Source organism: Pseudomonas sp. HUK17 (assembly GCF_001566765.1).
The window spans coordinates 81,247-97,340 of sequence record NZ_LSMW01000001.1; the positions used below are offsets into that span (position 1 = coordinate 81,247).

The 16,094-nt window shown below is 64.9% G+C and carries 12 protein-coding genes and 1 pseudogene; 5 read left to right on the forward strand and 8 right to left on the reverse strand.

Translation table 11 applies throughout. The annotated features are described in order from the left end of the window. Positions 1-13 precede the first annotated feature (13 nt). Positions 14-1,177, reverse strand: a complete 1,164-nt coding sequence (locus AX284_RS00345; protein ID WP_017639108.1) for an MFS transporter — start codon at positions 1,175-1,177, stop codon at positions 14-16. Between the two features lie 16 nt (positions 1,178-1,193). Then, positions 1,194-1,484: an ArsR/SmtB family transcription factor gene (locus tag AX284_RS00350; RefSeq protein WP_068382959.1), complete on the reverse strand. Its 291-nt coding sequence runs from the start codon at positions 1,482-1,484 to the stop codon at positions 1,194-1,196. 167 nt (positions 1,485-1,651) lie between these two features. On the opposite strand from AX284_RS00350, the pseudogene AX284_RS00355 reads away from it, so the two are divergent. The 4 genes and pseudogenes from AX284_RS00355 to AX284_RS00370 all read left to right on the forward strand — a co-directional run bounded on the left by AX284_RS00355 (position 1,652) and on the right by AX284_RS00370 (position 7,498). Beyond that, positions 1,652-2,397 (forward strand): annotated as a pseudogene (locus tag AX284_RS00355) (OmpA family protein). Positions 2,398-2,647: 250 nt separating this feature from the next. Further along, on the forward strand, positions 2,648-4,786 hold the full coding sequence (locus AX284_RS00360; RefSeq protein ID WP_173150037.1) for a putative bifunctional diguanylate cyclase/phosphodiesterase: 2,139 nt from the start codon (positions 2,648-2,650) through the stop codon (positions 4,784-4,786). Positions 4,787-4,944: 158 nt separating this feature from the next. Beyond that, on the forward strand, positions 4,945-6,099 hold the full coding sequence (locus AX284_RS00365; protein WP_017639112.1) for a phospholipase D-like domain-containing protein: 1,155 nt from the start codon (positions 4,945-4,947) through the stop codon (positions 6,097-6,099). A 94-nt stretch (positions 6,100-6,193) separates the two neighbouring features. Further along, positions 6,194-7,498, forward strand: a complete 1,305-nt coding sequence (locus AX284_RS00370; protein WP_082731486.1) for an acyltransferase family protein — start codon at positions 6,194-6,196, stop codon at positions 7,496-7,498. On the opposite strand, the gene AX284_RS00375 is transcribed toward AX284_RS00370, so the two are convergent. The 6 genes from AX284_RS00375 to yaaA form a co-directional block, all read right to left on the reverse strand. Continuing rightward, a complete protein-coding gene (locus AX284_RS00375; protein ID WP_068382965.1) occupies positions 7,473-7,841 on the reverse strand; it encodes a putative quinol monooxygenase in 369 nt (122 codons plus the stop codon). The genes AX284_RS00370 and AX284_RS00375 overlap by 26 nt on opposite strands. A 128-nt stretch (positions 7,842-7,969) precedes the next feature. Next, entirely contained in the window at positions 7,970-9,490 is a 1,521-nt protein-coding gene (locus AX284_RS00380) for a fumarate hydratase (protein ID WP_017639118.1), read from the reverse strand. 230 nt (positions 9,491-9,720) lie between these two features. Beyond that, positions 9,721-10,695, reverse strand: coding sequence for a 2-hydroxyacid dehydrogenase (locus AX284_RS00385; RefSeq protein WP_064307527.1), 975 nt, complete (start codon positions 10,693-10,695; stop codon positions 9,721-9,723). A 25-nt stretch (positions 10,696-10,720) separates the two neighbouring features. After that, positions 10,721-11,584 carry a TIGR01459 family HAD-type hydrolase gene (locus AX284_RS00390; RefSeq protein ID WP_068382967.1) on the reverse strand — a complete coding sequence of 288 codons (864 nt, stop codon included), beginning with the start codon at positions 11,582-11,584 and terminating at the stop codon, positions 10,721-10,723. Between the two features lie 117 nt (positions 11,585-11,701). Further along, positions 11,702-13,162 (reverse strand): mannose-1-phosphate guanylyltransferase/mannose-6-phosphate isomerase, encoded by a 1,461-nt coding sequence (locus tag AX284_RS00395; RefSeq protein ID WP_068382971.1) that lies wholly within the window; start codon positions 13,160-13,162, stop codon positions 11,702-11,704. A gap of 398 nt (positions 13,163-13,560) precedes the next feature. Continuing rightward, positions 13,561-14,340, reverse strand: a complete 780-nt coding sequence (gene yaaA, locus AX284_RS00400; RefSeq protein WP_017639123.1) for a peroxide stress protein YaaA — start codon at positions 14,338-14,340, stop codon at positions 13,561-13,563. Between the two features lie 354 nt (positions 14,341-14,694). Here yaaA and AX284_RS00405 point away from each other — a divergent pair, with 354 nt between their 5' ends. Then, positions 14,695-16,086 carry a PhoH family protein gene (locus AX284_RS00405; RefSeq protein WP_017639124.1) on the forward strand — a complete coding sequence of 464 codons (1,392 nt, stop codon included), beginning with the start codon at positions 14,695-14,697 and terminating at the stop codon, positions 16,084-16,086. Positions 16,087-16,094: the final 8 nt, after the last annotated feature.

The window sequence follows — 16,094 nt, forward strand, 5'->3', positions numbered from 1 at the left end:
CTAGCTCTCTTGATTAGCTGGCGGTCGCCAGGCCGCTCTTGCGGGCCTGGCTGGCGGTCAGCAGGGTGGCGATAAGGGCCAGCAGGGCGAGCCCGCTGGCGGCGAGGGGTACCGCGGTAAGACCCAGACCGTGATCGATCACCAGGCCACCGACCCAGGCGCCGAGGGCGTTGCCCACGTTGAAGGCGCCAATGTTGAGGGTCGAGACCAGATTCGGCGCGTCCTTGCCGAAGGTGACCACGTTGATCTGCAGGGCCGGTACGGCGGCGAAGGCGGCCGCGGCCCAGAGGAAGAGGGTGATCTCGGCGGGCAGGAAGGCCTGGCCGGTCCAGCGCAGGGCGGCGGAGGTCAGCGCCAGGGCGACGAAGATGCCCACCAGGCTGGTGGCCAGGCGCCAGTCGGCCAGCCGACCGCCGATGAAGTTGCCCAGGGTCAGGCCCAGGCCGATCAACAGCAGGGTGCCGGTGACGCCACGGGGCGAGACGCCGGTGACCTCCTGCAGCAGCGGCGCGACATAGGTGAAGAGGGCGAACATGGAGGCCGCGAAGAACACTGTCATCGACAGCGCCAACCAGAAGCCCAGGCCGCGCAGGGCGAGCAACTCCCGGCGCAGATCGGCGCGCGGCTGGTTGCGATCGGTGGGTAGGACCCGCCAGAGACCGATCAGGGCGACCACGCCGATCGCCACCACCGCCCAGAAGGTCGAACGCCAGCCGGCGGCCTGGCCGAGGGCGGTGCCCAAGGGCACGCCCAGCACATTGGCCAGGGTCAGGCCGGTGAACATCAGGGCCACCGCCGAGGCGCGGCGATTCTCCGGCACCAGGCTCGCGGCCACCACGGCGCCAATGCCAAAGAAGGCACCGTGGCAGAGCGCCGTGACCACCCGGGCCAGCATCAGCATGTTGTAGCCACTGGCCACCGCGCAGAGCAGGTTGCCGACGATGAAGATGCCCATCAGGGCGAGCAGGGCGCGCTTGCGCGGCCAGTGGGCCGTGGCCAGCGCCATGAAGGGCGCGCCGACGGCCACACCCAGGGCATAGCCGGTGACCAGCCAGCCGGCGCTAGGGATGGACACGCCGAGATCGGCGGCGACATTGGGCAGCAGCCCCATGATGACGAATTCGGTGGTGCCGATGGCGAAAGCGCTCAGCGCCAGCACGATGAGGGAAGCGGGCATCAGGATTCCTTGCAGACTAGAGTTCGCGAGCGAGACGTTGCAGAAAGGCTTGAATGGCGGCCTCGTCGCGTTGGTAGAACACCCATTGGCCGATGCGCCGCGTGGTGACCAGGCCGGCACGGGTCAATACGGCCAGATGCGCCGAGACCGTGGACTGCGACAGGCCGGCGCGTGCCTCGATCTGCCCGGCGCAGACGCCCGTCCCCAGGTCGTGTTCCTGGTGCGGAAAATACTGCTGGGGATCACGCAGCCAGCCCAGGATCTGACAACGCAGGGGATTAGCCAGGGCCTTGAGGATCTCGTCCATTGCGGTCGTATCGTCATATTGGGTTCTACCGAACCTTAGATCGCAAAAAATCGATATGCAAGCTATCTATCTTCAATTCTGGCTATCGTGGGCTTAGAGGCTCACTATCGCGATAAGTGTCCGTGGCTACCGCCTCGTTCAGTTGCGATTCAGATCACATAGCTAGAATTGCCAGGAGCGGCCCTGTCCGCCGCGATGGATTTCAAGGAGTAAAGACATGGCGCTGCCCACCCGTATCCTTCTCGCCAGCCTGGCCCTGGCCACCCTGGCTGGATGCGCATCCCCCAATCCCTACGAAAACCAGGGTCAGGTCAGCGGTGGCACCTCCAAGACCGCCAAGTACGGCGGCCTGGGTGCCTTGGCCGGTGCCGTCGCCGGTGCCGCCATCGATCACAACCATCGGGGCAAGGGCGCGCTGATCGGCGCCGCTGCCGTGGGCGCAGCCGCTGCCGGCTACGGTTACTACGCCGATCGCCAGGAAGCCGAATTGCGTCGGCAGATGGAAAATACCGGTGTCGAGGTGCAGCGTCAGGGCGATGACATCAAGCTGATCATGCCGGGCAACATCACCTTCGCCACCGATTCCGCCGATATCGCCAACAGCTTCTACAAGCCGCTGAACGATCTGGCCAATTCCTTCAAGCAGTTCGATCAGAACAGCATCGAGATCGTCGGCTATACCGACAGCACCGGCAGCCGCGCCCACAACGTCGAGTTGTCCCAGCGCCGGGCGCAGAACGTCGCCGGCTACCTGACCGCCCAGGGCGTACCCGCAGCGCGACTGAGCACCCGCGGCGCCGGTCCCGATGCGCCCATCGCCAGCAATGCCACCGCCGATGGTCGGGCGCAGAATCGCCGCGTCGAGGTCAACCTGCGTCCCCTGCCCGGCGCTACTGGCACCCCCGCCCAATAGTGACCGCTCGTCGCCCGCGACCCGTAGTTTCTGCACCTTGGTGAAGGGTTGCGGAAACTGCTTTTTCGTTTTGCGCTCTGATAGACGTCGCGAAGGGTCCCTCCTGGCAAATTGCAGGCGGCAGACGCCTGTCCGGCTGCTACGCTAGTAGGGTTGGAGCGACACATCGCATAACGGACACGAAGGGAAGGGGTAGCCAGCCGCGCATGGCTGCTGCACGGCGGCAGACGCCGCGGGGAGAAGAGGCTTGATGGAGTGCCCGTTGCCGCAGACAGAACAAGGCCCGGTGTTGCTGGTGGTCGACGACCGCCAGGAGAACCTGTTCGCCATGCAGGCCGTGCTGGAGGTCGGGAACTGGCGGGTGATCACCGCCGCCTCGGGTGAGCGCGCCCTGCAATACCTGCTGGACGAAACCGTGGACCTGGTCCTGCTCGACGTCCAGATGCCGATCATGGACGGCTTCGAGGTGGCGCGCATCATGCGCAGCAACCTGCGCACCCGCTTCACGCCGATCATCTTCGTTTCCGCCGAAGCCCACTCCTACGAATCGGTGCTGCGTGGCTATGCCACCGGTGCGGTGGACTACCTGCTCAAGCCCGTCGATCCCAACATCCTCAGGCACAAGGTGCGCTCGTTGCTCGATCACGAGCGCAATCGCCGCGAGTTGTTGCAGGCTACCCAGCAGCTGGAGCTGGCCAAGTCGTTCAGCGACTCGCTGCTCGACAACGCCGCCGAGGGCATCCTCACCGTCAACGAGCAGGGTCGGGTGACCTTCGCCAACGCCGCCATCGCTCGCATGTTGAGATGCAGCGTCAGCGACCTGGTACACGCCAATTTTCTCGACTTCCTCGAAGGCGGCAGCGGTCTCGACGACTGGCAGACCTCGCCCTTCATGGAGCACTACGACCGCCGCGAGACCTATCGCCTGCACGACGCGCGCCTGCGTACCAACCGCGGCGACAGCCTGCCGGTGGCGCTGTCCTGCGCGCCGCTGCCACGTATGCAGCGGGCCATGGTCATCATCGCCCTGGACATGTCGCGCATGCGCGAGTTGCAGGACCAACTGGAATCCCAGGCCGTCACCGATGCCCTGACCGGCCTGCTCAATCGCCGCGGCTTCAACCAGACGCTGGAAGCGGCGCTGGCGCGCAGCGGTCGCAACGGCAAACGCATGGCCGTGCTCTACATCGATCTCGATGGCTTCAAGCGCATCAACGATTCCCTCGGCCACGAAGCGGGTGACCGGGTGCTGTGCATCGTCGCCGAGCAGCTCAAGAGCTGCATGCGGCCCTACGACATCCTGGCGCGCATGGGCGGCGACGAATTCACCGCACTGCTCGATTCCCTGGAGCATCCCGAGGATGCCGCCCGGGTCGCCGAGAAGCTGCTGGAGCTGCTGGCCACGGTGCATCGCATCGACGGCATGGAGGTCAGCCTGGGCGCCAGCATCGGCATCGCCAGCTATCCCGACTGCGGCCACACCGTGGACGGCCTGCTGAGATCCGCCGACATCGCCATGTACGAGGCCAAGCGTGGCGGTCGTCAGCAATACCGTTTCTTCTCGCCGGAAATGAATGGCCGTGCCCGTTCCCGGCTGATGCTCGAAGAAAGCGTGCGCAATGCCATCGACAACAAGGATTTCGTGCTCGCCTACCAGCCGCAGGTCTATCTGCGCGACGGTCGCCTGCGTGGCTTCGAGGCGTTGCTGCGCTGGGAGCACACGGTGGCCGGCAAGGTCTCGCCCAGTGTCTTCATCCCGCTGCTGGAAGAGACCCGGCTGATCAACCGCATCGGTGACTGGATCTTCCGCGAAGGCGCGACCAAACTGCAGTCCCTGCAGGAGATCTATGGCGACGAACTGCTGCTGAGCATCAACCTCAGCCCGGTGCAATTCGGCATGCCGCAACTGACGGAGAGTCTGCGCCAGATCATCGAGACCCACCAGCTGCGGCCCGAGCAGCTGGAAATCGAGGTGACCGAATCGGCACTGATGCACGACATCGACTACACCCGGGCGCAGCTGTCACAACTGCGGGCGCTGGGCGTGCGTATCGCGGTGGACGACTTCGGCACCGGCTATTCTTCGCTGGCCTATCTGCGTCACTTCGAACTGGATACCCTCAAGATCGATCAGCTGTTCATTGCCAACATGCTGGATTCCTCGCGCGATGCCGCCATCGTCAGCACCATCCTCGAACTGGGCCGCAACCTGGATCTGGAGGTCATCGCCGAAGGGGTGGAGACTCTGGAACAGCGCGATTGGCTGCTTGAGCATGGCTGCGAGATCATGCAGGGCTTCCTGGTTTCCCGGCCATTGAGCGCCGAGCTGACCGGACGCTTCCCGCAGCAGGTGGACTGGATCTCCCGGCGCCCCGAGCCGACGCTCTAGGCGCGCCGCCGTCCATCGGCGCAGGCCGTCGGGCAGGCGGCGTGCCAGGGCTGGCGAGACTTCCCAGGCCGGCACTCGCCAGCCAAACCACGACCGCCACTGAACGAACCTTCGTCCGCGCCTTCTTATGCAATGGCCACAGGCACGGAGTAGGAAGCATGCGGGGCGCCGTCTTTCCATGGCGGGAAAACAACAGGTTCGAATTGCTGGTGGACGGCGGTCGGTTCTTTCCGGCCATGCTCGAATCCATCGCTGGTGCCAGTCGCCAGATCGATGTCGAACTCTATCTGGTGGAAGCCGGCAGTTGCTCCGAGCAGCTGCTCGTGGCGCTGACCGAGGCGGCCCGTCGGGGCGTCGTGGTGCGCTGCCTGTTCGACGGCTTCGGTACCCTGCGGATGGACGCCGGTTTGCGCCGCCAGCTGGAAGAGGCGGGCGCCGAGCTGCGGCTCTTCAATCCCGTGCGCTTCGGCCATGGCTTGCACAACCTGCACCGCGATCATCGCAAGATCTTCGTCATCGACGGCGAAGAGGCCTTTGTCGGTGGCAGCGGCGCGACCGATGACTTCTGGGATCCGGCCAAGAGCGACTGCAACTGGCACGAGGTGATGGTGCGTATCCAGGGTCCGCTGGTGGCGGACTGGCTGGCCCTGTTCGAGCGGCAATGGGAAGCGGTCCGTCGCCGCCGCGCCTGGAAGCCGCGACCGCGGCGGGGACGCGAGCGTCCACCGCCGCCGCCCGTTGCCCAGGAAGGGCAGGGCCGGGTCGCCTATGCCGATGCCCGCCAGCACCGCGACATCCTGCAAGCGCTGATCCGCGCTCTGGTGGGTGGCCAGGAGCGCATCTGGTTCGCCACTCCCTACTTTCTGCCGACCTGGCGCGTGCGCTGGGCCTTGCGGCGCGCGGCGCGGCGTGGCGTCGACGTGCGCCTGTTGCTCACCGGTCGCCATACCGACAATCCACCGGTGCGCTTCGCCGGGCAGCGCTACTACCGCAGCCTGTTGCGCGCGGGCGTGCGCATTTACGAATACCAGCCCAGGTTCATCCACGCCAAGATGGTGCTGGTGGACCACTGGGTCAGCGTCGGCTCCTGCAATTTCGATCACTGGAATCTGAGATTCAACCTGGAGGCCAATGTCGAGGCGGTGGATCGCGGTCTGAGCCAGGCGGTGGCGGCCAGCTTCGTCAAGGATTTCGCCCAGAGCCGCGAGATCACCCTGGAATTCTGGCGCAGCCGTCCCTGGTGGCGACGGGCGCGCGAGTGGCTGTGGGGTTCGCTGGATCGCCTGGTGATCGGTGTACTGGGGCGCGGTTAGCAGCCCCGGTGGTCAGGTGCGGGTAACATAACCGATCCGGTGCAGTAGGCCGGACCCATCGTCCCGCGGACGAGGCCAGACGAGTAACGCCTTAGTGCAGACTTTAGATAAACACCGCTTCATCGGTCTGGAGTGGCTCAGGTTCCTGATGGGTTTCTATGTGGTCGTCTACCACACCATCCATTTCTATCCCGAGCGCAAGACCATCCCCCTGCTGGACGAGATCACCAGCATGGGCTTCTTCGCCACTAGCACCTTCTTCGTGCTCTCCGGCTTTCTGCTCGCCCATGTCTATTGCGGCCGTGGCAGCCTGCGCGAGCCGGCGCGCAGCTTCTGGGTCAAGAGGTTCGCCAACCTCTATCCGATCCATATCTTCGCGCTGCTGCTGGCGATGGCGGTGGTGACCTGGATCGGCAGCCTCGGCATACCGCCGGGTGCAGCCACGGCCAGCATCCGCTTCGTGGTGTTCGACACCAACGAGCCCCTGGCACGGACCAACCCCGAGCTGTTCCAGCACTTCATGACCAACGTGGAACTGGCCTTCAACGCCGTGCTGCAACTGTTCATGCTGCAGGCCTGGAATCCCTACTATCTCACCTTCAATGCGCCGCTCTGGTCGATCTCGGCGCTGTTCTTCTTCTATCTGACCTTTCCCAAGCTGGCACCGCGGCTGATGACCAGCGAACGTCCCTGGCAGCTGTTGCTGCTGGTCTGGGCGCTCTATCTGATCCCGCCGCTGCTGGTGATCGCCAACCAGAACTACGGCATGCCTTTCACCGGCCTCCTGCAGCGGGTGCCCTTGTTCCGTTTGCCGGAGTTTCTCGCCGGCATCCTGCTGTATGCCATCTTTCGCCGCCAGTACGAGCGAGGCTGGGCACCGTCGGAGCGGCAGCGGGTGCTCTTGGCGAGCTACCTGGTCCTGAGCTTCGCCCTGGGTACGGCACTGTTCACCCATGGGCCCAAGTTCTGGTACTTCCTGTTCCATAACGGCCTGTTCCTGCCGTCGCAACTGATCCTGGTCTACCTGGCCGCGCTGGCTCAGGAGCCGGCCAGTGAGCGCATCCGCCACTGGTCGCCGCGGCTGGGCGCGGCCTCGCTGTCGATGTTCGCCCTGCACGTGCCCCTGTCGGGCATCTACATGACCCTGGAGCAGCTGATCGGCGGTGATCTTAAAGCCTGTCTCAGCGGTAATCGCGAGGTCTGCATCGCCGCCGCCGGGGCCTATACCAACTCCATCGAGTGGTACTGGCTGTTCCTGCTGGCAGTGGTGGTGCTTTGCGTGCTGTTCCAGGAGCGGCTGGTGGTGCCGACCCGCAAGCGCATCCTCGCGGTTCTGCTGCCGCGGCTGGCGCCGCCGCAGCAGCCACCCCAGGCTAGCGGCGGAAGCCTGCGGCCATGACGAAGAAGCGGGCGTTCAGGGCCGCCAGCGGCTCGCGCAGCTGCTCCAGCTGATCGGCTGCACCGAATACCTCGAAGCGTTCGAGGGTGGCGATGGCCTGGGCCTGCTCCAGCAGATCGCCGACGTTGTCCAGGTGTGCCAGCAGTGCCTGGGCATCGCGATAGCCTTCGCGGCAACGCGCCGTGGTGCCGTCATAGCAGAAGTTGTAGTAGAGGCAGCCGGGTTCGTTGCGGGTGCGCTCCAGCATGGCCTCGCCCAGGCGCTTGAAGGCTTCGAGCTGGTTGGGCTGGACGGCGAAGACGGGGGCCAGGCTGCAGACGGAATCGCTGGGAAGAGTGGGCATGGGGGCTCCGGGGTCGGGGATGGTCTCCATGCGACCCCTGCCGCTCGGCAAGGCTCCCACCGGCTGACGGACGTGCGCCCAAAGAAAAAGCCCAGCACGGGGCTGGGCTTTTCCGTCGCGACTGGCGCTTAGATCTCGACGGCCAGGCTGTCGGCGATCTTCTTCTGCCACAGCTGCGGACCGGTGATGTGCACCGACTCGCCACGGGTGTCGACGGCCACGGTCACCGGCATGTCCTTCACCTCGAACTCATAGATGGCTTCCATCCCCAGTTCCGGGAAGGCCAGCACCTGGGCGCCCTTGATGGCCTGGGCCACCAGGTAGGCGGCGCCGCCCACGGCCATCAGATACACCGCCTTGTGGTCCTTGATCGCCTCGATGGCGATGGGGCCGCGCTCGGACTTGCCGATCATGCCCAGCAGGCCGGTCTGGTCGAGGATCTGACGGGTGAACTTGTCCATGCGGGTCGCCGTGGTAGGACCGGCCGGGCCGACCACCTCGTCGCCCACCGGATCGACCGGGCCGACGTAGTAGATGAAGCGGCCCTTGAGGTCCACCGGCAGCGACTCGCCCTTGTTGAGCATGTCGACCATGCGCTTGTGGGCGGCATCGCGACCGGTGAGCATCTTGCCGTTGAGCAGCACGGTCTCGCCCGGCTGCCAGCTCTGCACCTCTTCCGGGGTCAGGGTGTCGAGGTCGACGCGACGAGCGCTCGGACCGGCTTCCCAGACGATTTCCGGATAGGCGTCCAGCGGCGGGGCTTCCAGGCTGGCGGGGCCGGAGCCGTCGAGCACGAAGTGGGCGTGACGGGTGGCGGCGCAGTTGGGGATCATGCACACCGGCAGGGAGGCGGCGTGGGTCGGGTAATCCTTGATCTTGACGTCCAGTACCGTGGTCAGGCCGCCCAGGCCCTGGGCACCGATGCCCAGCTGGTTGACCTTGTCGAAGATCTCCAGGCGCAGCTCTTCCAGACGATTCTGCGGGCCGCGGGCCTTGAGCTCATGGATGTCGATCTCGTCCATCAGCGATTCCTTGGCCAGTACCGCGGCCTTCTCGGCGGTGCCGCCGATGCCGATGCCCAGCATGCCCGGCGGGCACCAGCCGGCGCCCATGGTCGGCACGGTCTTGAGCACCCAGTCGACGATGGAGTCGGACGGGTTGAGCATGGCCATCTTCGACTTGTTCTCGGAGCCGCCGCCCTTGGCCGCGACGTCGATCTCCACGGTGTTGCCGGGAACGATCTGGTAGTGGATCACCGCCGGGGTGTTGTCCTTGGTGTTCTTGCGGGCACCGGCCGGGTCGGCCAGGATCGAGGCGCGCAGGACGTTTTCCGGCAGGTTGTAGGCGCGACGGACGCCTTCGTTGATCATCTCGTCTAGGCTCAGGGTGGCGCCGTCCCAGCGCACGTCCATGCCGACCTTGGCGAAGACGGTGACGATGCCGGTGTCCTGGCAGATCGGCCGATGGCCGGTGGCGCACATCCGCGAGTTGATCAGGATCTGGGCGATGGAGTCGCGCGCGGCGGCGGATTCTTCGCGCAGGTAGGCCTCGTGCATGGCCTGGATGAAATCGACGGGGTGGTAATAGGAGATGAACTGCAGGGCGTCGGCAACGCTCTGGATCAGGTCATCCTGCTTGATCACGGTCATGTACGCGCTCCTCTTGGCGGTTTCTTGCGTCTCGACCACGGGCGGTGGCGAGACGGGCGCGCAATTCGGGTCGCACGGACCGGGCCGCGAAGGGGCCCGATCGGAGGGGTGGCCTGACACACTGAGAGAGGCCCACCCGGCCAGGGCGGCCGACCCGAGAGCGGCGCGGCAGTATAGCCTTTAAGCGGCCGGACGGCACGCCGCCTGGGCTGGCGGTGGGCGATCAGCGCCTAGCGGTGGTCCAGGGCGGCGGGATTGACCAGATCGGAGGGGCGCTCGCCGGTGAGGGCCGCGATCAGATTGTCTACCGCGCGCTCTGCCATGGCGTAGCGGGTCTCGTGGGTGGCCGAGCCGATGTGCGGCAGGGTGACCACGTTGGGCAGCTCGAACAGCGGCGAGGCCTCCAGCGGTTCGCGGGTATAGACGTCCAGGCCCGCGCCACGGATCTGGCCACTGCGCAGCGCCTCGATCAGCGCCGCCTCGTCGATGACCGGGCCGCGCGCCAGGTTGATCAGGATGGCGCTGGACTTCATCAGGCCCAACTCGCGTGCCCCTATGAGTCCTTCGGTAGCGGCCGACAGGGGCACCACCAGGCAGACGAAGTCGGCTTCCCTGAGCAGCTCGTCCAGCTCGCGGCGCTGGGCACCCATCTGCTCTTCCAGCTCGGGCTTGGCACTGTTTGCGGTGTAGAGGATCGGCATGTCGAAGCCGAAGTGGCCACGCTTGGCGATGGCGGCGCCGATGCGACCGGCCCCGACGATGCCCAGGGTGCGGCCATGGATGTCGGTGCCGAAATGCTCTTCACCGATGCCCTTGCGCCAGAGGCCGGCCTTGACGAAGGCGTCCAGCTCCGGCACTCGTCGGGCGGCGCTCATCAGCAGGGTGAAGCCCAGGTCGGCGGTGGTGTCGGTCAATACGTCAGGGGTGTTGGTGAGCAGGATGCCGCGCTCGGTCAGGTAGTCCACGTCATAGCTGTCGTAGCCGACCGAAACGCTGGCGATGGCTTCCAGGGTGGTGGCCATCTCCAGTTCCTGCTCGCCGAGCTTGCGACTGGCGCCGATCAGGCCTTGGGCCTTGGCCGCGGAGGCGGCGAAGAGGTCGATGTTGGCACTGAAGGGGATCACCTCGACCGTGAAGTGCTGGCGCAGACGCTCCACCAGTTCTTCGGGCAGGCGGTTGAAGACCATTACGTGCTTCTTGCTCATCGATACCTCGGCGTACGGAAAAGGATTAGGCCAGACCGGCCGCGGCGAAGCGCGGGCGCTCGGGATGTTGCCTGAGCAGCGGCTCGAGACCCTCGCGGGTCGGCTCCTGGTTGAAGCTCAGCCCAAGCGCCTCGCGGTGGATGCCAGTTGTGGCCAGCCAGAGGCAGTCGATACCTGCCGCCACTGCACCGGGCACATCGGTCACCAGGGAGTCGCCGACGAACAGCAGGTGTCTGGCACCCCGTTCGGCCAGCGCCCCTGCCGCGCAATGGAAGGCATAGGGATCGGGCTTGCCATACCAGGTGACCGTGCCACCCAGGGCGGCGAAACGATCGGCCAGCTTGCCGGCCGCATAGAAGGGTAGACCCCCGGACACCACGTTGCGATCCGGGTTGGCGCAGAGAAAAGGCTTGTCCAGGGCAGTCGCCAAGGGCGCGAAGCGGGTCTCCAGCTCGTCTTCCGGAAAGCTTCCGACGCCGAGGATGATGGCGGCCTGGTCGATATCCTCGACGAAACGCGCGCGGATCTCCGCGGGCCAGCCGACCTGGCCGGTGCCAGGACCGGACAGGTAGATGCCGCCTTCGCGAAATTGCGGATCCTGCTGAAAGGCGTCGATGGCCAACTGGCCCGAGGTGGTGATGCCGGCGAAGAGGTCGCGCGACACGCCCAGCTTGCCCAGCTCTTCGACCATGCCGTCTGCATCGCGCGAGGCATTGCTGAGGAACCACACCGGCTTGCCCTCGGTGGCGCGACGCTCCAGCCAGGCGCGAGCACCGGGAAAGGTCTCGTAGCCGTCGATCAGCACGCCCCAGAGGTCGAGGATGAAGCCGTCGTAGGCGGCCAGCGCCTCGTCCAGTTGAGCGAGGCGGAGCAGGGTGGGAGCGGTCATGCGGCGGATCCGATGGCGAAAAGGGGAAACGACAAGCCTAACCCGTTTTGCCGAGCGGCTGCCGAAAACACAGACACCGGCCTGAGCCGGTGTCTGTTTGGTGCCTGTTGGCAGTGCTTAGCGCGTGGGCGCCTTGCCGGCCTTGGCAACTTCCAGGGCCTGGGTGTCGACGCGGCCGTAGATGTCTTCGAAGCGGACGATGTCGTCTTCGCCCAGGTAGCCACCGGACTGCACTTCGATCAGCTCCAGCGGTACCTTGCCGGGGTTGGCCAGGCGGTGCACGGAGGTCATCGGCAGGTAGGTGGACTGGTTCTCGGTCAGCAGGAAGACCTTGTCGTCACAGGTGACCTCGGCGGTACCGGAGACCACGATCCAGTGTTCGGCACGGTGGTGGTGCATCTGCAGCGACAGCTGAGCGCCCGGCTTGACGGTGATGCGCTTGACCTGGAAGCGCTGGCCCATGTCGATGGAGTCGTAGGAACCCCAGGGACGGAAGACTTCCTGGTGCGCCTTGACCTCGTTGCGATTCTGCTTCTCGAGGGTGTTGACCAGCTTCTTGACGTCCTGGACCTTGTCCTTGTGGGCGATCATGACGGCGTCCTTGGTTTCCACCACGACCACGTCGTCCAGGCCGACCAGGGTCACCAGCTTGCCGTTGCCGTGCACCAGGCAGTTGCGGCTGTCATGCAGGACGACGTCGCCCTTGATGACGTTGCCATTGCTGTCCTTGGCATGGACGTCCCACAGCGCGGACCAGGAACCGACATCGTTCCAGCCGGCGCTCATCGGCACCACGCAGGCGCGAGTGGTCTTTTCCATCACGGCGTAGTCGATGGAATTGTCCGGGCAGACGGCGAAGGTGGCGGCATCGATGCTGATGTTGATGCCGTCGATGCTGCTGCGCTCCAGCGCCAGCAGGCAGGTGTCATAGATGTCGGTGTCGTGCTTCTTCAGCTCTTCCAGGAAACGGCTGGCGCGGAACAGGAAGATGCCGCTGTTCCAGCAGTAGTCGCCGGAAGCCACGTATTCGGTGGCGGTGACGGCATCGGGCTTCTCGACGAAGCGCTCGACGCGGGACACGCCCTGGGGCAGACCGTCGTTGGAGCCGGTCTTGATGTAGCCGTAACCGGTCTCGGGCGCGGTGGCCGGAATGCCGAACAGCACCATCTCGCCACGCTCGGCGGCGGCGGCGGCTTGTTGCAGGGCGGCCTTGAACTGGGCTTCGTCCTCGATCACGTGATCGGCGGGCAGCACGAGCATCAGGTCGTCCTTGCCGTCAGCGACCAGTTGCATGGCAGCGATGGCCACGGCCGGCGCGGTGTTGCGACCGAAGGGCTCCATGATCAGCGCCTGCGGCTTGCACTCGACGGCCTTGAGCTGCTCTTCCACCAGGTAACGGTGTTCGGCGTTGCAGACGATGATGGGGCAATCGATGCTGCCCTCGCAGCCCAGGCGATTGATGGTCTCCTGGAACATGGTCTGTTCGCTGGTCAGGGCCAGGAACTGCTTGGGGTAGAGCTTGCGCGAGAGGGGCCAGAGTCGCGAGCCGCTACCACCGGACAGGATGACGGGAATCATGGGCGTTACTCCTTCAGCGTCTGCTGATTTGTGGCCGCTGTCCCTGAGGTCGGGACGAAGCGTCCATGCTTCGAAAAGATCAACCGGCCGAAGCGTCGACCGGTACAAATTGAACGTGCGGACTGATTGCCATTGGCCATCATGGCCTAGGGCAAGGACCAGACAAAGACAGAATCAAACGAAAGTGGTTCTCAGCAAAATTTCCTTTTTCCGGAAAGGCAGCGATTTTGAGATGTCCGGCAACTTTTGTCGCCTGAAACCTCTCCGCTACGGGGCTGAAACCTTTTTTATTGGAGGGAGATGACAGTCTTTCACGGATGGCAGGCGTCGAATGTGACCCTCTAGCCAGTTCGGTGGCCCAGCGTGCGGGCAATTGTGCCATCCGTCGATTCGCCCGGCTAATCCGGCGGTGTATCGCGCAGGAACACCAGCGTGTCGGCCGAGGAGCGCTCGGTCGAGTAGCGATAGCCCTGGTCACCGAACTCGCGCAACTCGTCCACCGTGGAGACGCGCTGCTTGATCACGTGCCGCGCCATCAGGCCGCGCGCCTTCTTGGCGTAGAAGCTGATGATCTTGTAGTCGCCATTCTTGAGATCGCGAAATTCCACATCCACGACGCGGGCCTGCAGGCGCGCCCGGCGCACCGCGCTGAAATACTCGTTCGAGGCCAGATTCAGCAGGACGTCGTCCCCCTGGGCCGCGAGATCCGCCTTGAGCCAGTCGCTGATACGCTCGCCCCAGAAGGCATAGAGATCCTTGCCGCGCGGATTGGCGAACTTGGTGCCCATCTCCAGGCGATAGGGTTGCATCAGATCCAGCGGACGCAACAGGCCATAGAGTCCGGACAGCATGCGCAGGTGGCGCTGGGCGAAATCGAAGTCGTCTTCCTGGAAGTCCTCGGCGGCAAGGCCGGTGTAGACGTCACCCTTGAACGCCAGCAGCGCCTGCTTGGCATTCTCCGGCGTGAAGTCCGGGGTCCAGCTGCCGAAGCGGGCGACATTGAGGGTGGCGATCTTGTCGGACACCCCCATGAGCGCGGCGACCTCTGCCGGCGCGAGCTGGCGAAGTCCGTCGATCAGTTCGCGGGAGTGCTCCAGGTATTGCGGCAGGGTATGGCGGGACGTGCTGGGCGGTGTGCTGTAGTCCAGCGTCTTGGCGGGGGAAATCACCATCAGCATCGGCTTGGCTCCTCTGGGCGAGGCGCCATTCTAGAAGTCTCCGCCGCTCGGCTCCAGTGGGCCTTGCCGATGGAGTCGATAGGTATTGACCACGGTCTCGGGGCGAGGTTGCCGGGTCGGGCGGCAACATCGACAGGTCCGTGAAAAAAATTGGACGCGGCCAAAAAAAGCTTTTGTGCCTCAGGTCTTTTGCGTTATTACCGAAGTGTCCGTCGCATCTCTCGGGTCCCGTGCCCTCATGTTGGCCGGTCCGTGAACCCGTTGCTGGAGCGACGGCACCTTTCGCCGCGGAGCGTCGTTCTGGCGCTCCGTCGACAGGCTTGCGAGTCAAGCGTTTCTACGAGGTGACCGAGTATGGATGATCACGGACGTTCCCGCCCCACCCAGCCCACCCTCTATGTGCTCGACACCAACGTACTGATCCACGATCCCAACGCGCTGCTCAATTTCGAGGAGCATCACGTCGCCATCCCCATGACGGTCCTGGAGGAACTCGACAAGCTCAAGACCGGCAAGCACAACGTTGCCGCCGAATGCCGGCAGGCGATCCGCCTGATCGACAGTGTCCTGGCCGAATCCTCGCCCGAGGACGTCGAGCGAGGCGTGCCCATCCCCCGCGGCAAGGGCGAGGCCAAGGGGCGGCTGTCCATTCTCATGGGGCGTCGCGCCGGGCCCATGGCCTGCCTGCCCGACGACATCAACGACAACCGCATCATCAACCAACTCGTTGAATTGCGCACCCAGCATCCCCAGGAGCGGGTGGTGCTGGTCACCAAGGACATCAACATGCGCCTCAAGGCGCGTGGTTGCGGCATCGCCGCCGAGGACTACCAGACCGACCAGTTGCTCGATGATGTCTCCCTGCTGTCCCAGGGTTATCACAACCTGCCGGGGTCCTTCTGGGACAACGTGAGCAAGGTGGAAAGCCGGCAGGAGCTGGGCCGGGTCTGGCACCGGGTGCAGCTGTCGGCCGAAATGCCGCCGTTCAACGTCAATGACTTCGTGCTCGACGAGCAGGGCTTCGTCGGCTGGGTCAAGGCGGTGCGTGACGGCGAGGTGATCCTGCTCGACATGCACCAGGAGCCCCTGATGCACCAGGAAGCCTGGGGACTGAAGCCGCGGGACATCTACCAGGCGCTGGCGCTGTTCGCCCTGCTGGAGCCGGATATCCACCTGGTCAACCTGACCGGTGCGGCGGGTTCGGGCAAGACCATCCTGGCGCTGGCCGCGGCCATCGAGCAGACCATGGTCACCAAGAGATACCGGCGGATCATCGCCACCCGCAGCGTCCAGGGCCTGGACGAGGACATCGGCTTCCTGCCCGGGACCGAGGCCGAGAAGATGGAGCCCTGGTTGGGCGCCATCACCGACAACCTCGAAGCCCTGCACATGGACGACCACAACCCCCACGGCAGCGTGGACTACATCCTCAGCAAGGTGCCGTTGCAGTTCAAATCGCTGAACTACATCCGCGGTCGCAGCTTCCAGCAGAGTCTGATCCTCATCGACGAATGCCAGAACCTCACGCCACACCAGATGAAGACCATCATCACCCGCGCCGGTAGCGGCTCCAAGGTGATCTGTCTGGGCAACCTGGCGCAGATCGATACGCCTTACCTTTCCGCCACCAGCTCGGGTCTCACCTACCTGTCCGAGCGCTTCAAGGGCTTCAACCACGGAGTGCACATCACCCTGCAGGGCGTACCCCGGTCCATCCTCGCCGAATACGCAGAGTCCCATCTGTAAGTGCTAGG